The organism is Pseudomonas sp. KU43P (assembly GCF_033095865.1).
In the GTDB taxonomy this organism is placed as follows: Bacteria; Pseudomonadota; Gammaproteobacteria; order Pseudomonadales; family Pseudomonadaceae; genus Aquipseudomonas.
The window spans coordinates 2,147,402-2,163,574 of the sequence record NZ_AP019365.1 but is presented as its reverse complement, the minus strand read 5'-3'; the positions used below and the strand labels follow the sequence as shown (position 1 = coordinate 2,163,574).

Below are 16,173 nucleotides of genomic sequence, written 5' to 3'. Positions count from 1 at the left end.
CTGGAGATTGCAGATGAACCGCATCGCTCGCCACACCGTGGCCCTGAACCTGACCCGCGACCAGGCCTGGAGCAAGCTGCGCGACCTCAGCCTTGCCCCGCACTATGTGCCGGGGCTGACCGGTAGCCAGTTTCACCCGGGTGCCCGCGAGGGCATGGGCGCCAGCCGCCGGGTCATGCGCAAGGGTGGGCAGTGGCTGGATGAGAGCGTGGTGCACTGGGAGGACGGCGCAGGGTTTGTGCTGGTGCTGCACAAGGGTAATGCCGGTGCGCCCTTCCCGTTTCGCCAGGCCAGTTTTCGGTATTGGCTGGAGGGTTCGGGGGACAGCTGCCGCATCAGCACCAGCCTGCATTATCGACTGCGTGGCGGGCGGTTGGCCGAATGGCTAATGAGCCGGGCGTTCGACAAAGTGGTGCGGGAGATTGGTGAAAACCTGAAGGCCTATTACGAGAGTGGGCGCACGCAGAACAAGGATCTGCAGGGTTGATTGGCAGTGCGATATGAAATCGCTTTTGCCTGAGCTGGCCCTATCGCCGGCAAGCCGGCTCCCACAGGTACGGCATCGTTTTCAAGCATTGCGGGGTATCTGTGGGAGCTGGCTTGCCAGCGATAGGGCCCTTGAGGTCAATGCAACCTGTTCTTGGCCACCTCGATATCGTTCATCAATGCCTTGGCCAAGGCACCCAGATAATCCGCTGCGCCGAGCAGCTTGTGGTCATCTTCCATGTCACCCTCACCCACCAGATGCTTGATGTAGCCCAGCAGTATCGGAACTTGCTCGTAGGCATCATCGATCGGAATGCCTGGCTGGACGCGTAACAGGTCGATGGGCGGGTTACCGACATCGAGGAACGTCTCGACGCCGACGGTTGTGACGATCTTGGGCTGGTCAGCCATGTCGTTACCCCTGGGCGTGTTGGCCATAGAGCCGCGTGTGCACATGCTCCACCAGCGCAAACGCGATCTCGCTGGCATGCATGGCATTGCCCAGCATGTTCAAGCCAGGTTCGCCCGCACGGGTTCGGCAGTGTTCGTCGATGGTTTCGATGACGCCGCGTAGCAGCTCGCTGACGTGGGCCAGGGCGTCGGGGGGATACATGTCGGATTGGACGGTGAAGAATGGCGTGTTGGGGGTCTTCGGGCGGGGTGGGTCAGGAACAATCTTTTTCATGACGGATCTCACAGGTTCGCTAATGGGATCTGCCATCTCATCCTTCTCACGGGATAAGGGTGGCAGCAGTACGCGGGGGGGACTGTCAGTTTTTTTGTGTTCGGGCCGGTAATGGCCTGCCGTTAGGCAGGCCCGATTTTCACCACGTCGGCCTGATGAACCGATCCCCGTACAGAATCGCGAATTGATTCATCGCACTTTTCCAATCATGCGCCGCCGAGCCCCAGTTTGCCGTGATGTTCCGCAGCCCCAGCCAGATCAGCTTGGTGGCTGCTTCATCGTTCGGGAAATGCCCCCGAGTTTTAATGATTTTGCGTAGCTGGGCGTTGATGCTCTCAATAGCGTTGGTGGTGTAGATCACTTTGCGGATGGCAGGTGGGAAGACAAAGAAGGGAATCACTCGATCCCAGGCGCGTCTCCAGGCTGCCACGACCGTTGGATACTGTTTGCCCCAGGGTCCGTTTTCAAACTCATCCAATGCCTGCTCAGCCGCTTCTGCATTGATGGCCTGGTAAATCGGTTTCAACGCCTTGGCCAGTGCCCGGCGCTTGTCCCAAGCCACGTAGTCGAGGCTGTTGCGGATCAGGTGCACGATGCACGTCTGCAGCGTCGTTTCTGGAAACACGGCGCTGAGAGCCTCTGGCATGCCTTTGAGGCCATCGGTCACGGCAATCAGCACATCCTCGACACCACGCGTCTTGAGATCGTTAAAAACCTTCATCCAGAACTTCGCACCCTCGGTGTTCTCGATCCAGATGCCTAAGATATCGCGCGTCCCGTCGGGTAGAACGCCCAAAGCCAGGTAAATGGCCTTGTTGCGCACCAGGCCTTCTTCGCGAATTTTCACCCGCAGCGCATCAAAGAAAATGACCGGGTACATCGGCTCCAATGGCCGCTGTTGCCACGCGCCAATCTCTTCCATGACCTCGTCTGTCACAGAGCTGATGAAATCGGGCGAAACGTCGGTTCCATACTGCTCGGACAGAAACGCTCGGATCTCTCTGACCGTCATGCCACGGGCGTACATGGCGATGATCTTGTCATCGAAACCGGTGTACCGCCGTTCGTGCTTAGGGATCAGAATGGGCGCAAAACTGCCGTCTCGATCACGAGGAATTTCCAGCCGCAGCGGGCCATCGCCGGTCAAAACCGTCTTGCCACTCTTGCCGTTACGCTGGTTGGTTTCATCCTCTGGGCGCTGCGCGCCCGGCGGATAACCCAGGTGGTGACCAAGCTCGGCATGCAGAGCACGCTCGATCAAGGCCTTTTTGAACGCCGCAGAGGCATCCTCGATAGCTTCTGCGGTCATCAGGCCCTCACCGAACTGCTCCAGCAGCTCTTTGGGGATTTTGGGCAGGTCACGCAGGGGTTTCTTTTTGGTTGGCATACATGCACCTCTTACTCATGTTATGCCCGAACACAAAATTTCTGACACCCTCACGCGGGGTGAGAAACCGGTGAACCCGTGATTAAGCCCGGCCAGGCCGAAGCCTGCCCGCGCACTGCTGCCATAGCGGTGCTACTAACATGAAGTTCGAAGCGGGTTCTCACACCCGGTCGCCGAAGCGACTGGAGAACGTTATCCGTGAGGCATTTCCCCGACAATAGCGAAATTTCAGTAGCGGTCGTAGGATACTTCCCAAACATGCGAATCCTGAAGCATTTGGTTTCAGGTTCAGAAATATCTTACGGCTGCTGGCCCTATCGCCGGCAAGCCGGCTCCTACAGGTACCCCACCGCCCCTGTAGGAGCTGGCTTGCCAGCGATAGGGCCCTCAAATACTCCCCAGGAGCGAGTTCATACCGCCTCGACGTTAACCTCGCTCCAGTACGCTTTCATGCTGCGGATCAACCCCCGCTCATCAAACGCCATCACATCGATCACATCCAGCCCACGCTCGCCAAACACCACCCGAAACGGCACGGCCCCCTGCCCGTCACAGGTCGCCCGCACCGGCCCGGTCAGCACAGCCGACACCTGCATGGCCCCCAAGCCCTGCCGGTAGAACGCGGCAATGGCCTCGATCCCGCGCAACGGCGCCGCCCCGACCGGGTCCTCGACCGTGGCATCCTCGGCATACATCGCCAAAATGCCTTCGACATCCCCGCCATCCACCAGCAGCACATACCGCTGCATCAGCTGCTGAACCTCCTGCGCCGTCGGCAAGCCCATCTCAAGCCACCTCGAACAGCGCAGCAGCACCCATGCCGCCACCAATGCACATGCTCACCACCACATAGCGCACGCCCCGGCGCCTGCCCTCGATCAACGCATGCCCGACCATCCGCGACCCGGACATGCCGAACGGGTGGCCAATGGCGATGGCGCCGCCGTTCACATTGAGCCGGTCGTTATCGATGCCCAAGGTATCCCGGCAATACAGCACCTGGCAGGCAAACGCCTCGTTCAGCTCCCAAAGGCCGATGTCCTGGACCTTCAGCCCATGGCGCTTGAGCAGCTTGGGGATCGCATACACCGGCCCGATGCCCATCTCGTCCGCCTTGCACCCCGCCACCGCCAGGCCGCGGTAGATACCCAGCGGCTGCAAGCCGCGCTGCTCGGCCAGGCGTGCATTCATCAGCACTGCCGCCGAGGCACCGTCCGACAACTGCGAGGCGTTACCTGCGGTGATGAAGCGCCCGGCACCTGTCCACTGCCCACCCCCCCACACCGGTTCCAGTGCGGCCAGGCTGGCCGCGCTGGTATCGGCGCGGTTGCACTCGTCCTGGCGCAAGGTCACCGACTCATGCCGGCTCTCGCCGCTGGCCTTGTCCACCAGCAGCTTGTGCGTGGTCAGCGGCGCCAGCTCCAGGTCGAACAACCCGGCCTGTTGAGCATGAGCAGTGCGCAACTGGCTCTGCAGGCTGTAGGCGTCCTGCTCTTCGCGGCTGATGCCGTAGCGCTGGGCGACGATCTCGGCGGTCTCGATCATCGGGATATAGGCCGTGGGGTCACGCTCCAGCACCAGGCTGGACTGCAGGCGATAGAGGTTCTTGTGCTTGTTCTGCACCAGCGAGATCGACTCCAGGCCACCGGCCACGGCAATGTCGAGTTCGTTGCAGACGATGCCCTTGGCGGCGATGGCGATGCTCATCAGGCCCGACGCGCACTGGCGCTCTACCGCCATGCCGGCGACCTGCGCCGGCAGCCCGGCCGCCGTCGCGCACAGGCGCCCAAGATTGTAGGCCTGGGTACCCTGCTGGGCCGCGGCGCCGATGATCACGTCCTCCACCTCCTCCGGCGCGATGCCGGCGCGGCGTACCGCTTCGGCCACCACGTGGCCGCCCAGGGTCGGCGCCTCAGTATCGTTGAAGGCACCCCGGAAAGCCTTGCCAATGGGCGTGCGCGCCGTAGACACGATGACTGCTTCGTTCATGCTCGATTCCTCAGTTCGGGTAGTAGCGGCTGATCGTGTCGACCACGCAGCCGGGCCGTTCCTGGCCTTCGATCTCGACGCTGACGCGGATCAGCGCCTGCACGCCCTCGCCCACCGCCTCGGTGGACAGCAGCGTGGCACTGCCGCGCACCCGCGACCCCACGCGCACCACCGACGGGAAGCGCACCCGCTCGCAGCCATAGTTCACGCCCATGGCAATGCCCCGCACCTCGACGATCTGCGGCAGGAACAGGTTGACCAGCGCAAGGCTCAGGTAGCCGTGGGCGATGCAAGCGCCGAACGGCCCCTGGGCGGCGCGCTCGGCGTCCACGTGTATCCACTGGTGGTCGCCGCTCGCTTCGGCGAACAGGTCGATGCGCGCCTGGTCCACCAGCAGCCATTCGCTCTTGCCCAGCTCCTGCCCCTGGGCGTCGTGCAGTGCACCTGGCGTCTCGAAAATACGTGGCATGGTCAGGCCCTCTGGCTGGAGACCGACAGCACTTCGCCGGTCATGTACGAGCTGTAGTCGCTGGCCAGGAACATCATCACGTTGGCCACCTCCCACACCTCGGCGGCGCGGCCAAAGGCCTCGCCTGCGGCCAGTTGGTCCAGCACCGCCTGGGGTGCCGAGCGGGCGAGAAAGTCATGCATGGCAATGCTCGGGCTCACCGCGTTGATACGGATGCCATGCTCGGCCGCTTCCAGCGCCGAACAGCGGGTCAGCGCCATCACCCCAGCCTTGGCCGCGGCATAGTGGGCCTGCTGTTTCTGCGCCCGCCAGCCCAGCACCGAAGCATTGTTGACGATCACCCCGGCGCCCCGCGCCATCATGTGCGGCAACATGGCCCGGGTCATGCGCATGGTGCCGGTGAGGGTCACGTCGATCACCCGCTGCCACTCCTCGTCCGGCATCTCCACCAGCGCGCGGGAGCCGCCCAGGCCTGCGTTGTTGATCAGCACGTCGACACCGCCCAGCTCGCGCTCGGCGGCGCTGACCAGGTCGCGTACCTGCGTCTCGTCGGTCACGTTGCACAAGTGCCCATGCACCGCCTGCAGTTGGGTGGCCTCACGGATGCGCGCCACGGCCTCGTGCAGCCGGCCCTCGTGGATATCGCTGATCATCAGCGCCCGGCAGCCCTCCTCGGCAGCGCGCAGCGCGGCGGAAAAGCCGATGCCGGAGCCGGCAGCCGCGGTGATCAGCACCGCCTTGCCGCGCAGCAGGCCATGGCCCGGAACATAGTGGGGAACAGTCATGCAGAAAACTCCTTCGATCAGGGACGCACTCGCGGCTCCCGGGGCATGCCCAGGGCGCGTTCGGCGATGATGTTGCGCTGGATCTCGTTGCTGCCGCCGTAGAGGGTGTCGGCACGGCTGAACAGGTACAGCGACTGCAGGCGGCTGAGCTGGTATGGCGCACCTTCGAGCAGCTCGGCCTCGGGCCCGAGCACATCCATGGCCAGCTTGCCCAAGCTTGCGTGCCAGCTCGACCAGTTCAGCTTGTAGATGGTCGCCTCGCGGCGCAGCGAACCGTCCTGGGGCCCGGAGAGCATGCGCAGCGAGTTGTAGCGAAGGATGCGCAGGCCGCACCAGGCCTCGGCCAGGCGCAGGCGCAGATGCGGGTCGCGGTCGGCGCCGTTGCTGCGGGCGATGGCGATGATCTCGTCCAGTTCGTTGTTGAACTGCATCTGCTGGCCGAGGGTGGACACACCACGCTCGAAGCCGAGCAGCGCCATGGCAATCTTCCAGCCCTCGCCGGGCTGGCCGACGATGTTCGCTGCTTCTGTGCGGGCATCGTCGAAGAACACTTCGTTGAATTCCGAGGTGCCGGTCATCTGCTCGATGGGGCGCACGCTGATCCCCGGCTGGTCCATCGGCACCAGCAGGAACGACAGGCCATGATGGCCGACGCTGCCGGGCTCGGTGCGGGCCAGCACGAAGCACCAGTCGGACTCGTGGGCCAGCGAGGTCCAGACCTTCTGGCCGTTGATCAGCCAGTCGCCGTCGGCGCCTTGGGCGGCGCGGGTTTTCACTGCGGCCAGGTCGGAGCCGGCGCCCGGTTCGGAATAGCCCTGGCACCAGAAGGTGGTGCCGGCGACGATGCCCGGCAGAAACCGGCGCTTCTGTTCCTCGCTGCCGAAAGCGGCAATGGTCGGGCCGGCCAGGCCTTCGCCGATGTGGCCCATGCGCCCCGGGCCGCCGGCGCGGGCATATTCTTCGTGGAAGATCACCTGCTGGCTGATCGACAGCCCGCGCCCGCCATGCTCCGGGGCCCAGCCCACGCAGGTCCAGCCGCCTTCGGCGAGCTTGCGCTCCCAGGCTTTGCGCTCGTGGGCGAACATGTGCTCATCGCCCGGGCCGCCGCGAAACCGCAGTGCCTCGAACTCGCCGCACAGGTGCTCGGCCAACCAGCCGGCGACTTCTTCGCGAAAGCGTTCGTCCTGTTCACTGAAACGGATCTTCATGCTTGCTCCCCGATCACCAGGTTGGCGATCTGCTGCAGATGCCAGGCGGGTGCACCGAGGTAGCTTTCGCTGGCCCGGGCACGCTTGAAATACAGATGCGGGTCGTACTCCCAGGTAAAACCGACACCGCCGTGCAGCTGGATCGACTCGGCGGCGCAGTGGAAATACGCCTGGGAGCACTGAGACTTGGCCGTTGATGCGGCCAGCGGCAGCTCGGCGGCGACCTGCGCGGCGCCCGCCGGGTCCAGCGCTTCCTGGGCAACGCAGGCGGCGTAGTAGCTGGCCGAACGGGCACACTCGACCTGCAGCATCATGTCGGCGACGCGGTGCTTGAGGGCCTGGAAGCTGGCCAGCGGGCGGCCGAACTGCTGGCGCTCCTGCAGGTAGGCAACGCTCAGGTCCAGCGACTGCTGGGCACCGCCGACCTGTTCGGCGGCCAGGCCGATGCAGGCCAGGCGCAACACCTGCTGCAACAGCGGCCAGGAGGCCTCGAGCACGGCCTGCGGCCCGACGTACACACGGTCCAGGCGGATGCGCCCGAGGCGCCGGGTCTGGTCCATGGTCGGTTGCCACTGGCGCACAAGGCCCACCTGCCCAGCTTCGACCAGGAACAGGTTGATGCCCTGCGCCGTCCAGGCCGCGACCACCAGCAGGTCGGCACTGTGGCCGTCGATGACTTGGGCGTACTCGCCGTCGAGCACATAGCCCTCGCCTTCGGCCTTGGCGACCACGCTGATGCCGTCCTGCGACCAGCCGGCACCGTCGCCCCAGGCCAGGGTGGCGCGCACCCGGCCTTCGGCAATGGCGGGCAGCCAGCGTTGTTTCTGCGTTTCGCTGCCGGCCAGCAACAACGCTGGCGTGGCCAGGCAGGCCGTGGCGAAGAACGGTGAACAGAGCAGGCGACGGCCCATCTGTTCGAGCAGAATCGCCAGCTCGACGTAGCCCAGGCCCAGGCCGCCGTAGGCTTCGGGGATGTGGATGGCAGGCCAGTACATCTCGCTGCACAGGCGTTGCCAGAGGTGGGTGTCGTAGCCGGTTTCGCTGGCCATGGCCGTGCGTACGGCGGCGCAGTCGCAGACATCGGCGAGGAAGCCCTCGGCCGATTCACGGATCATTTCCTGCTCGTCGGTGAATGCAAAGTCCATCGCGGGGTCTTCTACTCGTCTGGCGGGTGTTGAGCGAAGTGTGGGCGGGTGCGGGGCGAGTGGAATCGGCCAATCGGACTAGGGGCGGCCTTTGCCCGTGCCCTGGCACAACAAAAAAACCGCATCACCCTGGCAAGTGATGCGGCCCGCAGAGCCAGCGGAAAACGTGGAGTCAGGTGCCGTAGACTTTCTGCGCCGGCACGGCCTGTTGCAGCAGTTGCGCAACGGCTGCGCCCACCTCGGCCACCGCCCAGCGCCCATGGTTATCGAGCTGTGGGCCACGCCGCCAGCCGTCGGCGATCGACAGGCGCCCGCCTTCGACCTCGAACAGCTGCCCACTGACGCCGGCCGATGCCGCCGAACCCAGCCACACCACCACCGGGGCTACGTTGTCTGGCGCAAAGAAGTCGAAGCCCTGCTCCGGTTTCTTCATCACCTCGGCAAACACCTGCTCGGTCATGCCGGTGCGCGCCGCCGGGGCCAGGGCATTGACCGTGATGCCGTAACGCGCAAGCTCTGCCGCCTGCACCAGGGTCAGCGCGGCGATCCCGCCCTTGGCCGCGCTGTAGTTGGACTGCCCGATCGACCCCTGCAGCCCGGCGCCGGAGCTGGTATTGATGATCCGCGCATCCACTTTCTCGCCATGCTTGGCCTGCTCGCGCCAGTGGCGCACGGCGTGGCTGGACAGGCAGAAATGCCCCTTCAGGTGAACCGCCACCACCGCATCCCAGTCGCTTTCGGTGAGGCTGGCGAACATCCGGTCACGGCAGATGCCGGCGTTGTTCACCACCACATCGAGCCCGCCAAAGGTGTTCAGCGCCGCCTGCAGGATCCGCCCGGCATCGGCGTAGTCGGTGATGTCGTTGCTGTTGGCCACGGCCTGCCCGCCGTGCTCGCGGATCTGCCCCACCACCGCCTCGGCGGCTTCGCGGTTGATGTCGTTGACCACCACCTTCGCGCCCTCGGCGGCGAAGGCCAGGGCATAGGCCCGGCCCAGTCCGCCGCCGGCACCGGTGATGATCACGGTGCGGTTTTCGCAACTTGCCATGCTGTTCTCCTACAAGCGTTCGATAATGGTCACGTTGGCCTGGCCGCCGCCTTCGCACATGGTCTGCAGGCCATAGCGGCCGCCGCTGCGCTCCAGTTCATGCAGCAGGCTGCACATCAGCCGGGTGCCCGTGGCGCCCAGCGGATGGCCCAAGGCAATGGCGCCGCCGTTGACGTTGGTCTGGGCATGGGGGTAGCCCGTCTCCTGCAGCCAGGCCATGGCCACCGAGGCAAAAGCTTCGTTGATCTCCACCCGGTCGATGTCCTCCAGGCGCATGCCGGCGCGCTTGAGCGCGTATTCGGTGGCCGGGATCGGCGCGGTGAGCATCCATACCGGGTCGTCGGCGCGCACGCTCATGTGATGGATGCGCGCCCGCGGCGTCAGGTTGTAGCGCTTGAGCGCCGCCTGCGAAACGATCAGCACCGCGCTGGCAGCGTCGCAGGTCTGGCTCGACACCGCGGCGGTAACCCGGTCGCAGCCGAACAGGCACTCCAGCTCGGCCATCTTCTGCAGGCTGGTGTGGCGCGGCGTCTCGTCATGCTCCACGCCCACCAGCGGCACGATCTCGCGGCGGAAATACCCCTGCTCGATGGCCCGCAATGCCCGGCGATGGGACTCCATCGCATAGGCTTCCAGCGCCTGGCGGCTGAGCTGCCAGCGTTCGGCGATCATCTGCGCCGAGCGGAACTGGGTCGGTGGCGTGGTGCCGTAACGGCGCACCCAGCCCTCGGAGCCGGTGAACGGGTTGGTGAAACCCAACGGCTCGGCGGCGGTCATGGCCGAGGAAATCGGGATCTGCGTCATGGTCTGCACACCGCCTGCGACCACCACGTCCTGGGTGCCGCTCATCACCGCCTGGGCGGCGAAGTGCACCGCCTGCTGCGACGAGCCGCACTGGCGGTCGATGGTGGTACCTGGCACGGCCTGGCTGAGCCCGGCGGCCAGCCAGGCCGTGCGGGCGATGTCGCCCGCCAGCGGGCCGATGGTGTCGACGCAGCCGAAGATCACATCGTCGTAGTCGTCATCGGGAATGGCATTGCGCTCGACCAGGGCCCGCAGCACATGGCCACCCAGGTCGGCGGCGTGGATCTGCGCCAGGCCACCCTTGCGCCGCCCGGTGGGCGTACGCAGGGCGTCGACGATATAGGCTTCAGGCATGTTCTACCTCTAAGTCGGCAATCAGAAAGTGGCGCCGGCGCCAATGGCCAGCCCCTGTTCGAACAGCGCCTGGCGCACCCGCGCCTTGTGCAGCGCCGGGTCGCCCCAGGCCTTGTCCAGGGCCCAGGCGCGTTTCATGAAGATCTGCAGGTCGACTTCCCAGGTGTACCCCATCGCGCCGTGGGCCTGCATCGCGTTGCGCGCCGCCAGCATGGCCGCCTCCGAGGTGGCCAGGCAGGCGTGGGACACGGCCACCGCCTGCGCCGCCTCGCCATGGGCCACGCTAAACGCGGCGCGGTACAGCGGGCCCTTGGCGAACTCGATGCGCACCGCGACGTTGGCCATCAGGTGCTTCACCGCCTGGAACGAGCCGATCGGCTTGCCGAACTGCTTGCGCTCGAAGCTGTAGTCCACGGCCAGGTCGACCATGCGCTTGGCCAGCCCCAGGCGCTGCGCGGCGCAGCCCAGCGCGCCCCGTTCGAAGGCACGCGCCAGCAGCTGCGCGGCTTCATCGCCACGGGCCACGCAGGTGGCTGCAGTCGGTGTCCAGCTCAGCTGATACAAGTGGCGGCTCGGGTCCACCGACACATTGCGCACCCGTTCCACGGCTTCACGCGGCACGGCATGCAGCTCGTCTGCATGGCTGAGCAACAGCAGGTCGGCGACATGGGCATCACTGACCAGCGGGTTGCCCGGCTCGCACACCGCCAACCGCGCCCGCCCTTCGGCCACCCGGCCCAGCCAGTCATGCTTGAGCGCCTCGTGCGCCTGGCCAAGCTCGGCCAGCAGCGGCACCGCCACCAGCATGGTTTCCACCAGGGGCTCGGGCAGGCCGGCGTAGCCGCATTCCTGGGCCAGCAGCACGAAGTCCAGGGCACCCAGGCCCAGGCCGCCGTACTGCTCGGGCACGGTCAGGGCAGTGAGGCCCAGCTCGACCAGCTGGCCCCAGAGTCGATCGCATCGGCCACTGTCGGTGTCCCACAGCTCGCGGATGCGCTCCGGGGTGACCTCGTTGATGAAGAAACTGCGCACGCTGTCCTGGAACAGCAGCTGGTCGCTGTTGAAACTGAAGTCCATGGTCTGCTCCTCAGGCGCGCGGCATGCCGAGCATGCGTTCGGCGATGATGTTGCGCTGGATCTCGTTGGTGCCGGCGTAGATCGGCCCGGCCTGGGCGAACAGGAAGCCTTCCAGCCACGGGCCGACGTCGCCGGCGGCCGGGGCCTCGGGCAGCAGCTCGCCGCGCAGGCCGAGGATGCTCATGGCGGTGTCGTGCAGGCGCAGGTCCAGCTCGGACCAGAAGATCTTGTTGGTCGAGGACTCCGGCCCGATCCGCCCGCCCTTCACCAGCTTCGAGGCGGTCATGTAGGTGAGCTGGGTGTAGGCCTCGGCATCCAGCCAGCAGCGCATCACCGCCTCACCGATGGCCGGGTCGCGGTCGGCGCGCTCGCGGTTGGCCTGGTACAGCTGCACCAGGCGCCGTGCGGTTTCCTGGAAGCGCGCTGGCGAGCGCAGCATCAGCCCGCGCTCGAAGCCTGCGGTGGACATCGCCACATGCCAGCCCATGCCCTCACCACCCAGCACGTTGTCTACCGGCACCCGCACATCGTCGAAGAAGATCTCGGCGAAACCCGGCAGGCCGTTCAACTGCGGGATCGGCCGCACGGTGATGCCGGGGCTGTTCAACGGCACCAGGATGAAGGTCAGCCCGTGGTGGCGCTGGGACGCAGGGTCGGTGCGGAAGATGCAGAACACCCAGTCGGCCCATACGGCGCGGGTCGACCAGGTCTTCTGGCCGTTGAGCACATAGTGGTCGCCGTCGCGCACGGCCTTGGCACGGATCGCCGCCATGTCGGAGCCGGCGCCCGGCTCCGACCAGCCCTGAGCCCAGATGTCCTGCCCGGTGGCCATGCGCGGCAGAAAGCGCGCCTTCTGCTCCTCGGTGCCGTACTCCATCAGGGTGGGGCCGAGCAGGAAGATGCCGTTCTGGTTGACCCGCGCCGGGGCGCCGGCACGGTAGTACTCTTCTTCGAAGATCAGCCACTCGATCAGGTCGCAGCCCCGCCCACCCAGCCGGGTGGGCCAGGTGACCATGCCCCAGCGCCCCTCGTTGAGCGTGGCTTCCCAGGCGCGGTGCGCGGCAAAGCCCTCTTCGGTGTCGAACGAGGGCAGCGGCTCGCTGGGCACATTGGCTTCGAGCCAGGCGCGCACTTGGGCTCGGAATGCCTGTTGAGCCTTGGTGTAGGTCAGGTCCATGGTCGCTGCCCTCAGCCGTTGAAGTGAGCGCTGCGCTTCTCGACGAACGAGTCGCGCGCTTCCTGGGAGTCCTGGGCACGGTACGCCTCCAGGGTGAAGCCCTGTTCGCGGCGGTACTTGTCTTCGAGGTTGCCGTCCTCGATGCCGTTGAGCGCCTCTTTGGCCAGGCGGATCATGGCCGCGCTCTTGCCCGCGATGGACGCGGCGATCTGCAGTGCGGCCTCGCGCAGCTGTTCACGCGGCACCACGCGCTCCACGGCGCCCAGGCGGTACGCCTCGGCGGCGTCGATCATTTCGCCGGTGAAGTACATGTGGCGCACCTTCTGCACCGGGAACAGCCGCTGCAGGTGCGCGCCGCCGCCCATGGCGCCACGGTCTACCTCGGGTACGCCGAAGCGGGCGCAGTCGGAGGCGAGCAGAATGTCGGCGGCGCCGCAGATGCCGATCCCGCCGCCCAGCACGAAGCCGTGCACGGCGACGATCACCGGCAGCGGGTTGCGGTGAATGGCCTTGAAGGTGTCGTAGTTGCCCTTGTTGACCGCCACGATCAGGTTGGCGTCGGCGGCCAGCTCCTTGATGTCGACCCCGGCGCAGAAGCCGCGGCCCTCGGCACGGATGACGATCACCCGCACCCTGTCGTCGCGGCCCAGCGCGTCCAGGGTGCGGGCGATATCGGCCCAGCCCTGGCTGTTGAAGGCATTGACCGGCGGGTGATCGAACACCAGCTCGGCGATGCCGCGGTCGATGGTGACGTTGAATGCTTGCATCGGGATTCCCCCTCAGGAAAGTCGGCGGTACAGCGCGTCCAGGTGCCGCTCGGCATCCTGGACGATCTGCTCTATCAATTCGGCGCAATCGGGCAGGCTGTCGATACCGGCAGCCACCTGCCCGGCCGGCAGCACGCCCTCGGCTGGGCGGCCTTCGACCATGGCCTTCTGGATCACCATCGGTGCGTTGGCGGCCATCAGGCTCTGGGCGGCAGTCAGGCCGCCGCCCTGGCGCATTTTCAGCGCGCTGCCCAGCAGCTCGCCCAGGCCCAGGCCGGTATGGCGGCGGTAGGCCAGGCCGCTGCGCAGCGCCAGCAGCCAGCGGCGCAGGCTGTTGCCGGACTCCAGCGAATCCAGCAGCTCGTTGCGGATCATGCGTTGCGGCATGCCGTCGATGGCCCGGCTGACGATCACCTGGGCCGGGTCGCGCACCGCCAGGTAGCGCGCCAGCGTGGCGGCTGGCACCGGGCTCTCGGCGCTCATCAGAAAGCGCGTGCCCATGGCGATGCCGTCGGCCCCCTGGGCCAGGGCCGCCACCAGGCCACGGCCGTCCTTGAAGCCGCCCGCGGCCACCACCGGCACCTGGACCGCATCGAGCACCTGGCCCAGCAGCATCGCCGTGGGCACGGTGCCGGTGTGCCCACCGCCCTCGCCGCCCTGCACGGTGACCACATCGGCGCCCATCTCCACGGCCTTCTGCGCGTGCTTGAGGGCACCGACGGTGGGCATGCAGACCACGCCGGCGTCCTTGAGGCGGGCGATCATCTGCTTGCCGGGCGAACGGCTGTAGCTCACCGCCCGCACCTTGTGGCGCAGCACCAGCTCGACGATGTCGGCGGCGTTGGCCTGGTACATGTGGAAGTTGACCCCGAACGGCTGGTCGGTGAGGCGCCGGGTTTCCACGATCGCCGCCTCCATCTGCCGCGGCTCGATGGTCGCCCCGGCAAGGAAGCCGAAACCACCGGCGTTGCAGGTGGCGGCCACCAGGCGCGGGTCGGCGACCCAGCCCATGGCCGTCTGGATGATCGGGTAGCGGCAACCGAGCAAGGCGGTCAGGCGCGTCTGCAGTGACACGGCCATCTCACGCCCTCCCCGTTTCACGTTGCGCGCTGGCCATGGAGCGGGCGTCGTGGCCGCCCAGGCGGTCGCCGCAGACCAGCTCGTTGTGGGCGTGGGCGAAGTGGTGCAGGCCGAACACCATGTCCATGGTGGCGCGCTTGCCCATCAGGTCCTCGGCGTTGTTCACCGCCTGCTTGGCCAGTTGCAGGCCCAGGCGCGGCATCTGTGCCAGTTGCTCGGCCATGGCCAGCGTGGCCTGCTCCAGCTGCTCGCGGGGGACGACCTGGTTGAGCATGCCCATCTGGTAGGCGCGGGCCGCCGGCATGGGGTTGCCCAGGAGCAGGAACTCCTTGGCGATACGCGGGTTCAGCTCGTGCACGTGGGCGAAATATTCCACCCCCGGTATGCCCATGCGCACCACCGGGTCGCGGAACCAGGCGTCGTCGCTGGCGACGATCAGGTCGCAGACCCAGGCCAGCATCAGGCCACCGGCGATGCAGGCGCCCTGGACCATGGCGATGGTGGGCTTGGGCATGTCGCGCCAACGCCGGCACATGCCCAGGTAGACCTCCTGTTCACGGGCGTAGAGAAACTCGCCGCCCGGCTTGTTGACGTGGTCGTACCACAGGCTGACCCGGTCGAAGCTCTGGTCCACATCGCGCCCCGGGGTGCCGATGTCGTGGCCGGCAGAAAAGTGCTTGCCCGCGCCGCGCAGCACGATGACCTTCACCGCGTCATCGGCGCAGGCGCGGGCGAATGCTGCATCCAGGGCATAGGTCATGCGTGAGTTCTGGGCGTTGTGGAACGCGGGCCGGTTCATGGTCACCAGGGCCACCGCACCCCGTACTTCGTACAGCACCACCTCATCGGCGGGTGTGATGTCTTGCTCGCTCATTGCTGCTACTCCGATTCGAGGTGTTGGCCTTGTGCGGCTCAGCGCTGGCCGGGCGGGTTGCCCTTGAGCTGGCTGGCGCGCAGCGCGTGAGGGTCCAGCCGCTGGATCAGCTGCAGTTGCGCCTGGGTGGGCGCCGTGGTGAGCGGCACCTGCTCTGGCACATGCAGTTCGAAGCCGGTGTTGTCGCGCACCTCGTCCAGGCTCACCCCGGGGTGCAGCGAGCGCACCCGCACCTGGTGCCGAGGGCCGAGGAAGTCCAGCACGCACAGGTCGGTGACGATCAGGCGGATATCGATGTCTTCCAATGCCCAGCCACGGGCCAGGCGAGCCGGGTTGTAGCCCACCGACGAAACCATGTCGCACTCGCCTTCGACGAACACCCGGCGGTTGTGGCTGGGCACGTAGAACGAGTTGGCATGGCTGATGGAGTTGCCCGGCAAGCCGCGCACGCCGAGCATCTGCGACTTGGGTTTGGCGTAGTCGCCGATGCACGACAGGTTGGCCTGGCCGAAGCGGTCGACCTGGATCGGCCCGATCATCGCGTGGCGCTTGCCGCTCCAGACGTTGTCGAAGATCCGCGAGAAGCCCATCCAGCTGTCGCGTTTGGGCTCATGGCCGTTGCGTGGGCCTACCGGCACCGGTTCGGCGACCATGTAGGCCTCCGAGTCGGTCATCATCAGCCGGGGGTTACCGTCGAGCATGCTCAGCGAAGCGGCCAGGCGCGGGATCACGCCAATGCCGGTGGCCAGCACCTCGCCGTCGTCGCGCCAGGCCTGGGCGGCGGCGCAGATCATCAGTTCGGCGAGGCTGTAAGGGTGTGCGGTGGTCATGGCGTTCC

18 protein-coding genes are annotated in these 16,173 nt (G+C 66.4%); 1 reads left to right on the top strand and 17 read right to left on the bottom strand.

Annotation, left to right across the window (positions count from 1 at the left end; all coding sequences use genetic code 11):
- Window positions 1-13 precede the first annotated feature (13 nt).
- The gene (locus tag KU43P_RS09805) at window positions 14-487 is read left to right on the top strand and encodes an SRPBCC family protein (protein ID WP_317662649.1); all 474 of its coding nucleotides are present in this window, start codon (window positions 14-16) and stop codon (window positions 485-487) included.
- Between the two features lie 137 nt (window positions 488-624).
- Here KU43P_RS09805 and KU43P_RS09800 read toward each other — a convergent pair whose 3' ends face one another.
- The 17 genes from KU43P_RS09800 to KU43P_RS09720 form a co-directional block, all read right to left on the bottom strand.
- On the bottom strand, window positions 625-897 hold the full coding sequence (locus tag KU43P_RS09800; RefSeq protein WP_317662647.1) for a DUF3077 domain-containing protein: 273 nt from the start codon (window positions 895-897) through the stop codon (window positions 625-627).
- 4 nt (window positions 898-901) lie between these two features.
- Window positions 902-1,171, bottom strand: a complete 270-nt coding sequence (locus tag KU43P_RS09795; protein WP_317662646.1) for a hypothetical protein — start codon at window positions 1,169-1,171, stop codon at window positions 902-904.
- A gap of 139 nt (window positions 1,172-1,310) precedes the next feature.
- On the bottom strand, window positions 1,311-2,558 hold the full coding sequence (locus KU43P_RS09790) for an IS256 family transposase (RefSeq protein ID WP_317658073.1): 1,248 nt from the start codon (window positions 2,556-2,558) through the stop codon (window positions 1,311-1,313).
- A gap of 410 nt (window positions 2,559-2,968) precedes the next feature.
- The gene (locus KU43P_RS09785; protein ID WP_317662644.1) at window positions 2,969-3,343 is read right to left on the bottom strand and encodes a nuclear transport factor 2 family protein; all 375 of its coding nucleotides are present in this window, start codon (window positions 3,341-3,343) and stop codon (window positions 2,969-2,971) included.
- Between the two features lies 1 nt (window position 3,344).
- Window positions 3,345-4,547, bottom strand: a complete 1,203-nt coding sequence (locus KU43P_RS09780) for an acetyl-CoA C-acyltransferase (protein ID WP_317662642.1) — start codon at window positions 4,545-4,547, stop codon at window positions 3,345-3,347.
- Between the two features lie 10 nt (window positions 4,548-4,557).
- The gene (locus KU43P_RS09775; RefSeq protein WP_317662640.1) at window positions 4,558-5,016 is read right to left on the bottom strand and encodes a MaoC family dehydratase; all 459 of its coding nucleotides are present in this window, start codon (window positions 5,014-5,016) and stop codon (window positions 4,558-4,560) included.
- Between the two features lie 2 nt (window positions 5,017-5,018).
- Window positions 5,019-5,801, bottom strand: a complete 783-nt coding sequence (locus KU43P_RS09770; protein ID WP_317662638.1) for an SDR family oxidoreductase — start codon at window positions 5,799-5,801, stop codon at window positions 5,019-5,021.
- Window positions 5,802-5,818: 17 nt separating this feature from the next.
- A complete protein-coding gene (locus KU43P_RS09765; protein WP_317662636.1) occupies window positions 5,819-7,009 on the bottom strand; it encodes an acyl-CoA dehydrogenase family protein in 1,191 nt (396 codons plus the stop codon).
- On the bottom strand, window positions 7,006-8,154 hold the full coding sequence (locus KU43P_RS09760) for an acyl-CoA dehydrogenase family protein (protein ID WP_317662634.1): 1,149 nt from the start codon (window positions 8,152-8,154) through the stop codon (window positions 7,006-7,008). Before KU43P_RS09760 ends, KU43P_RS09765 begins: the two co-directional genes overlap by 4 nt.
- A gap of 172 nt (window positions 8,155-8,326) precedes the next feature.
- Window positions 8,327-9,202 (bottom strand): SDR family oxidoreductase, encoded by an 876-nt coding sequence (locus KU43P_RS09755; protein ID WP_317662632.1) that lies wholly within the window; start codon window positions 9,200-9,202, stop codon window positions 8,327-8,329.
- A gap of 9 nt (window positions 9,203-9,211) precedes the next feature.
- Window positions 9,212-10,360, bottom strand: coding sequence for an acetyl-CoA C-acetyltransferase (locus KU43P_RS09750; protein WP_317662631.1), 1,149 nt, complete (start codon window positions 10,358-10,360; stop codon window positions 9,212-9,214).
- 21 nt (window positions 10,361-10,381) lie between these two features.
- Window positions 10,382-11,437, bottom strand: a complete 1,056-nt coding sequence (locus KU43P_RS09745; protein WP_317662629.1) for an acyl-CoA dehydrogenase family protein — start codon at window positions 11,435-11,437, stop codon at window positions 10,382-10,384.
- 10 nt (window positions 11,438-11,447) lie between these two features.
- Window positions 11,448-12,614 carry an acyl-CoA dehydrogenase family protein gene (locus tag KU43P_RS09740; RefSeq protein WP_317662627.1) on the bottom strand — a complete coding sequence of 389 codons (1,167 nt, stop codon included), beginning with the start codon at window positions 12,612-12,614 and terminating at the stop codon, window positions 11,448-11,450.
- Window positions 12,615-12,625: 11 nt separating this feature from the next.
- Window positions 12,626-13,381, bottom strand: a complete 756-nt coding sequence (locus KU43P_RS09735; RefSeq protein WP_317662625.1) for an enoyl-CoA hydratase family protein — start codon at window positions 13,379-13,381, stop codon at window positions 12,626-12,628.
- Window positions 13,382-13,393: 12 nt separating this feature from the next.
- Window positions 13,394-14,461 carry an NAD(P)H-dependent flavin oxidoreductase gene (locus KU43P_RS09730; RefSeq protein WP_317662623.1) on the bottom strand — a complete coding sequence of 356 codons (1,068 nt, stop codon included), beginning with the start codon at window positions 14,459-14,461 and terminating at the stop codon, window positions 13,394-13,396.
- 1 nt (window position 14,462) lies between these two features.
- The gene (locus KU43P_RS09725) at window positions 14,463-15,335 is read right to left on the bottom strand and encodes an enoyl-CoA hydratase (protein WP_317662621.1); all 873 of its coding nucleotides are present in this window, start codon (window positions 15,333-15,335) and stop codon (window positions 14,463-14,465) included.
- Between the two features lie 38 nt (window positions 15,336-15,373).
- A complete protein-coding gene (locus KU43P_RS09720) occupies window positions 15,374-16,165 on the bottom strand; it encodes a CoA-transferase subunit beta (protein ID WP_317662619.1) in 792 nt (263 codons plus the stop codon).
- Window positions 16,166-16,173: the final 8 nt, after the last annotated feature.

Coding starts and splice junctions, on each gene's coding strand:
- KU43P_RS09805 (WP_317662649.1), top strand. CDS start 14: ATGAACCGCATCGCTCGCCACACCGTGGCCCTGAACCTGACCCGCGAC.
- KU43P_RS09800 (WP_317662647.1), bottom strand. CDS start 897: ATGGCTGACCAGCCCAAGATCGTCACAACCGTCGGCGTCGAGACGTTC.
- KU43P_RS09795 (WP_317662646.1), bottom strand. CDS start 1,171: ATGAAAAAGATTGTTCCTGACCCACCCCGCCCGAAGACCCCCAACACG.
- KU43P_RS09790 (WP_317658073.1), bottom strand. CDS start 2,558: ATGCCAACCAAAAAGAAACCCCTGCGTGACCTGCCCAAAATCCCCAAA.
- KU43P_RS09785 (WP_317662644.1), bottom strand. CDS start 3,343: ATGGGCTTGCCGACGGCGCAGGAGGTTCAGCAGCTGATGCAGCGGTAT.
- KU43P_RS09780 (WP_317662642.1), bottom strand. CDS start 4,547: ATGAACGAAGCAGTCATCGTGTCTACGGCGCGCACGCCCATTGGCAAG.
- KU43P_RS09775 (WP_317662640.1), bottom strand. CDS start 5,016: ATGCCACGTATTTTCGAGACGCCAGGTGCACTGCACGACGCCCAGGGG.
- KU43P_RS09770 (WP_317662638.1), bottom strand. CDS start 5,801: ATGACTGTTCCCCACTATGTTCCGGGCCATGGCCTGCTGCGCGGCAAG.
- KU43P_RS09765 (WP_317662636.1), bottom strand. CDS start 7,009: ATGAAGATCCGTTTCAGTGAACAGGACGAACGCTTTCGCGAAGAAGTC.
- KU43P_RS09760 (WP_317662634.1), bottom strand. CDS start 8,154: ATGGACTTTGCATTCACCGACGAGCAGGAAATGATCCGTGAATCGGCC.
- KU43P_RS09755 (WP_317662632.1), bottom strand. CDS start 9,202: ATGGCAAGTTGCGAAAACCGCACCGTGATCATCACCGGTGCCGGCGGC.
- KU43P_RS09750 (WP_317662631.1), bottom strand. CDS start 10,360: ATGCCTGAAGCCTATATCGTCGACGCCCTGCGTACGCCCACCGGGCGG.
- KU43P_RS09745 (WP_317662629.1), bottom strand. CDS start 11,437: ATGGACTTCAGTTTCAACAGCGACCAGCTGCTGTTCCAGGACAGCGTG.
- KU43P_RS09740 (WP_317662627.1), bottom strand. CDS start 12,614: ATGGACCTGACCTACACCAAGGCTCAACAGGCATTCCGAGCCCAAGTG.
- KU43P_RS09735 (WP_317662625.1), bottom strand. CDS start 13,381: ATGCAAGCATTCAACGTCACCATCGACCGCGGCATCGCCGAGCTGGTG.
- KU43P_RS09730 (WP_317662623.1), bottom strand. CDS start 14,461: ATGGCCGTGTCACTGCAGACGCGCCTGACCGCCTTGCTCGGTTGCCGC.
- KU43P_RS09725 (WP_317662621.1), bottom strand. CDS start 15,335: ATGAGCGAGCAAGACATCACACCCGCCGATGAGGTGGTGCTGTACGAA.
- KU43P_RS09720 (WP_317662619.1), bottom strand. CDS start 16,165: ATGACCACCGCACACCCTTACAGCCTCGCCGAACTGATGATCTGCGCC.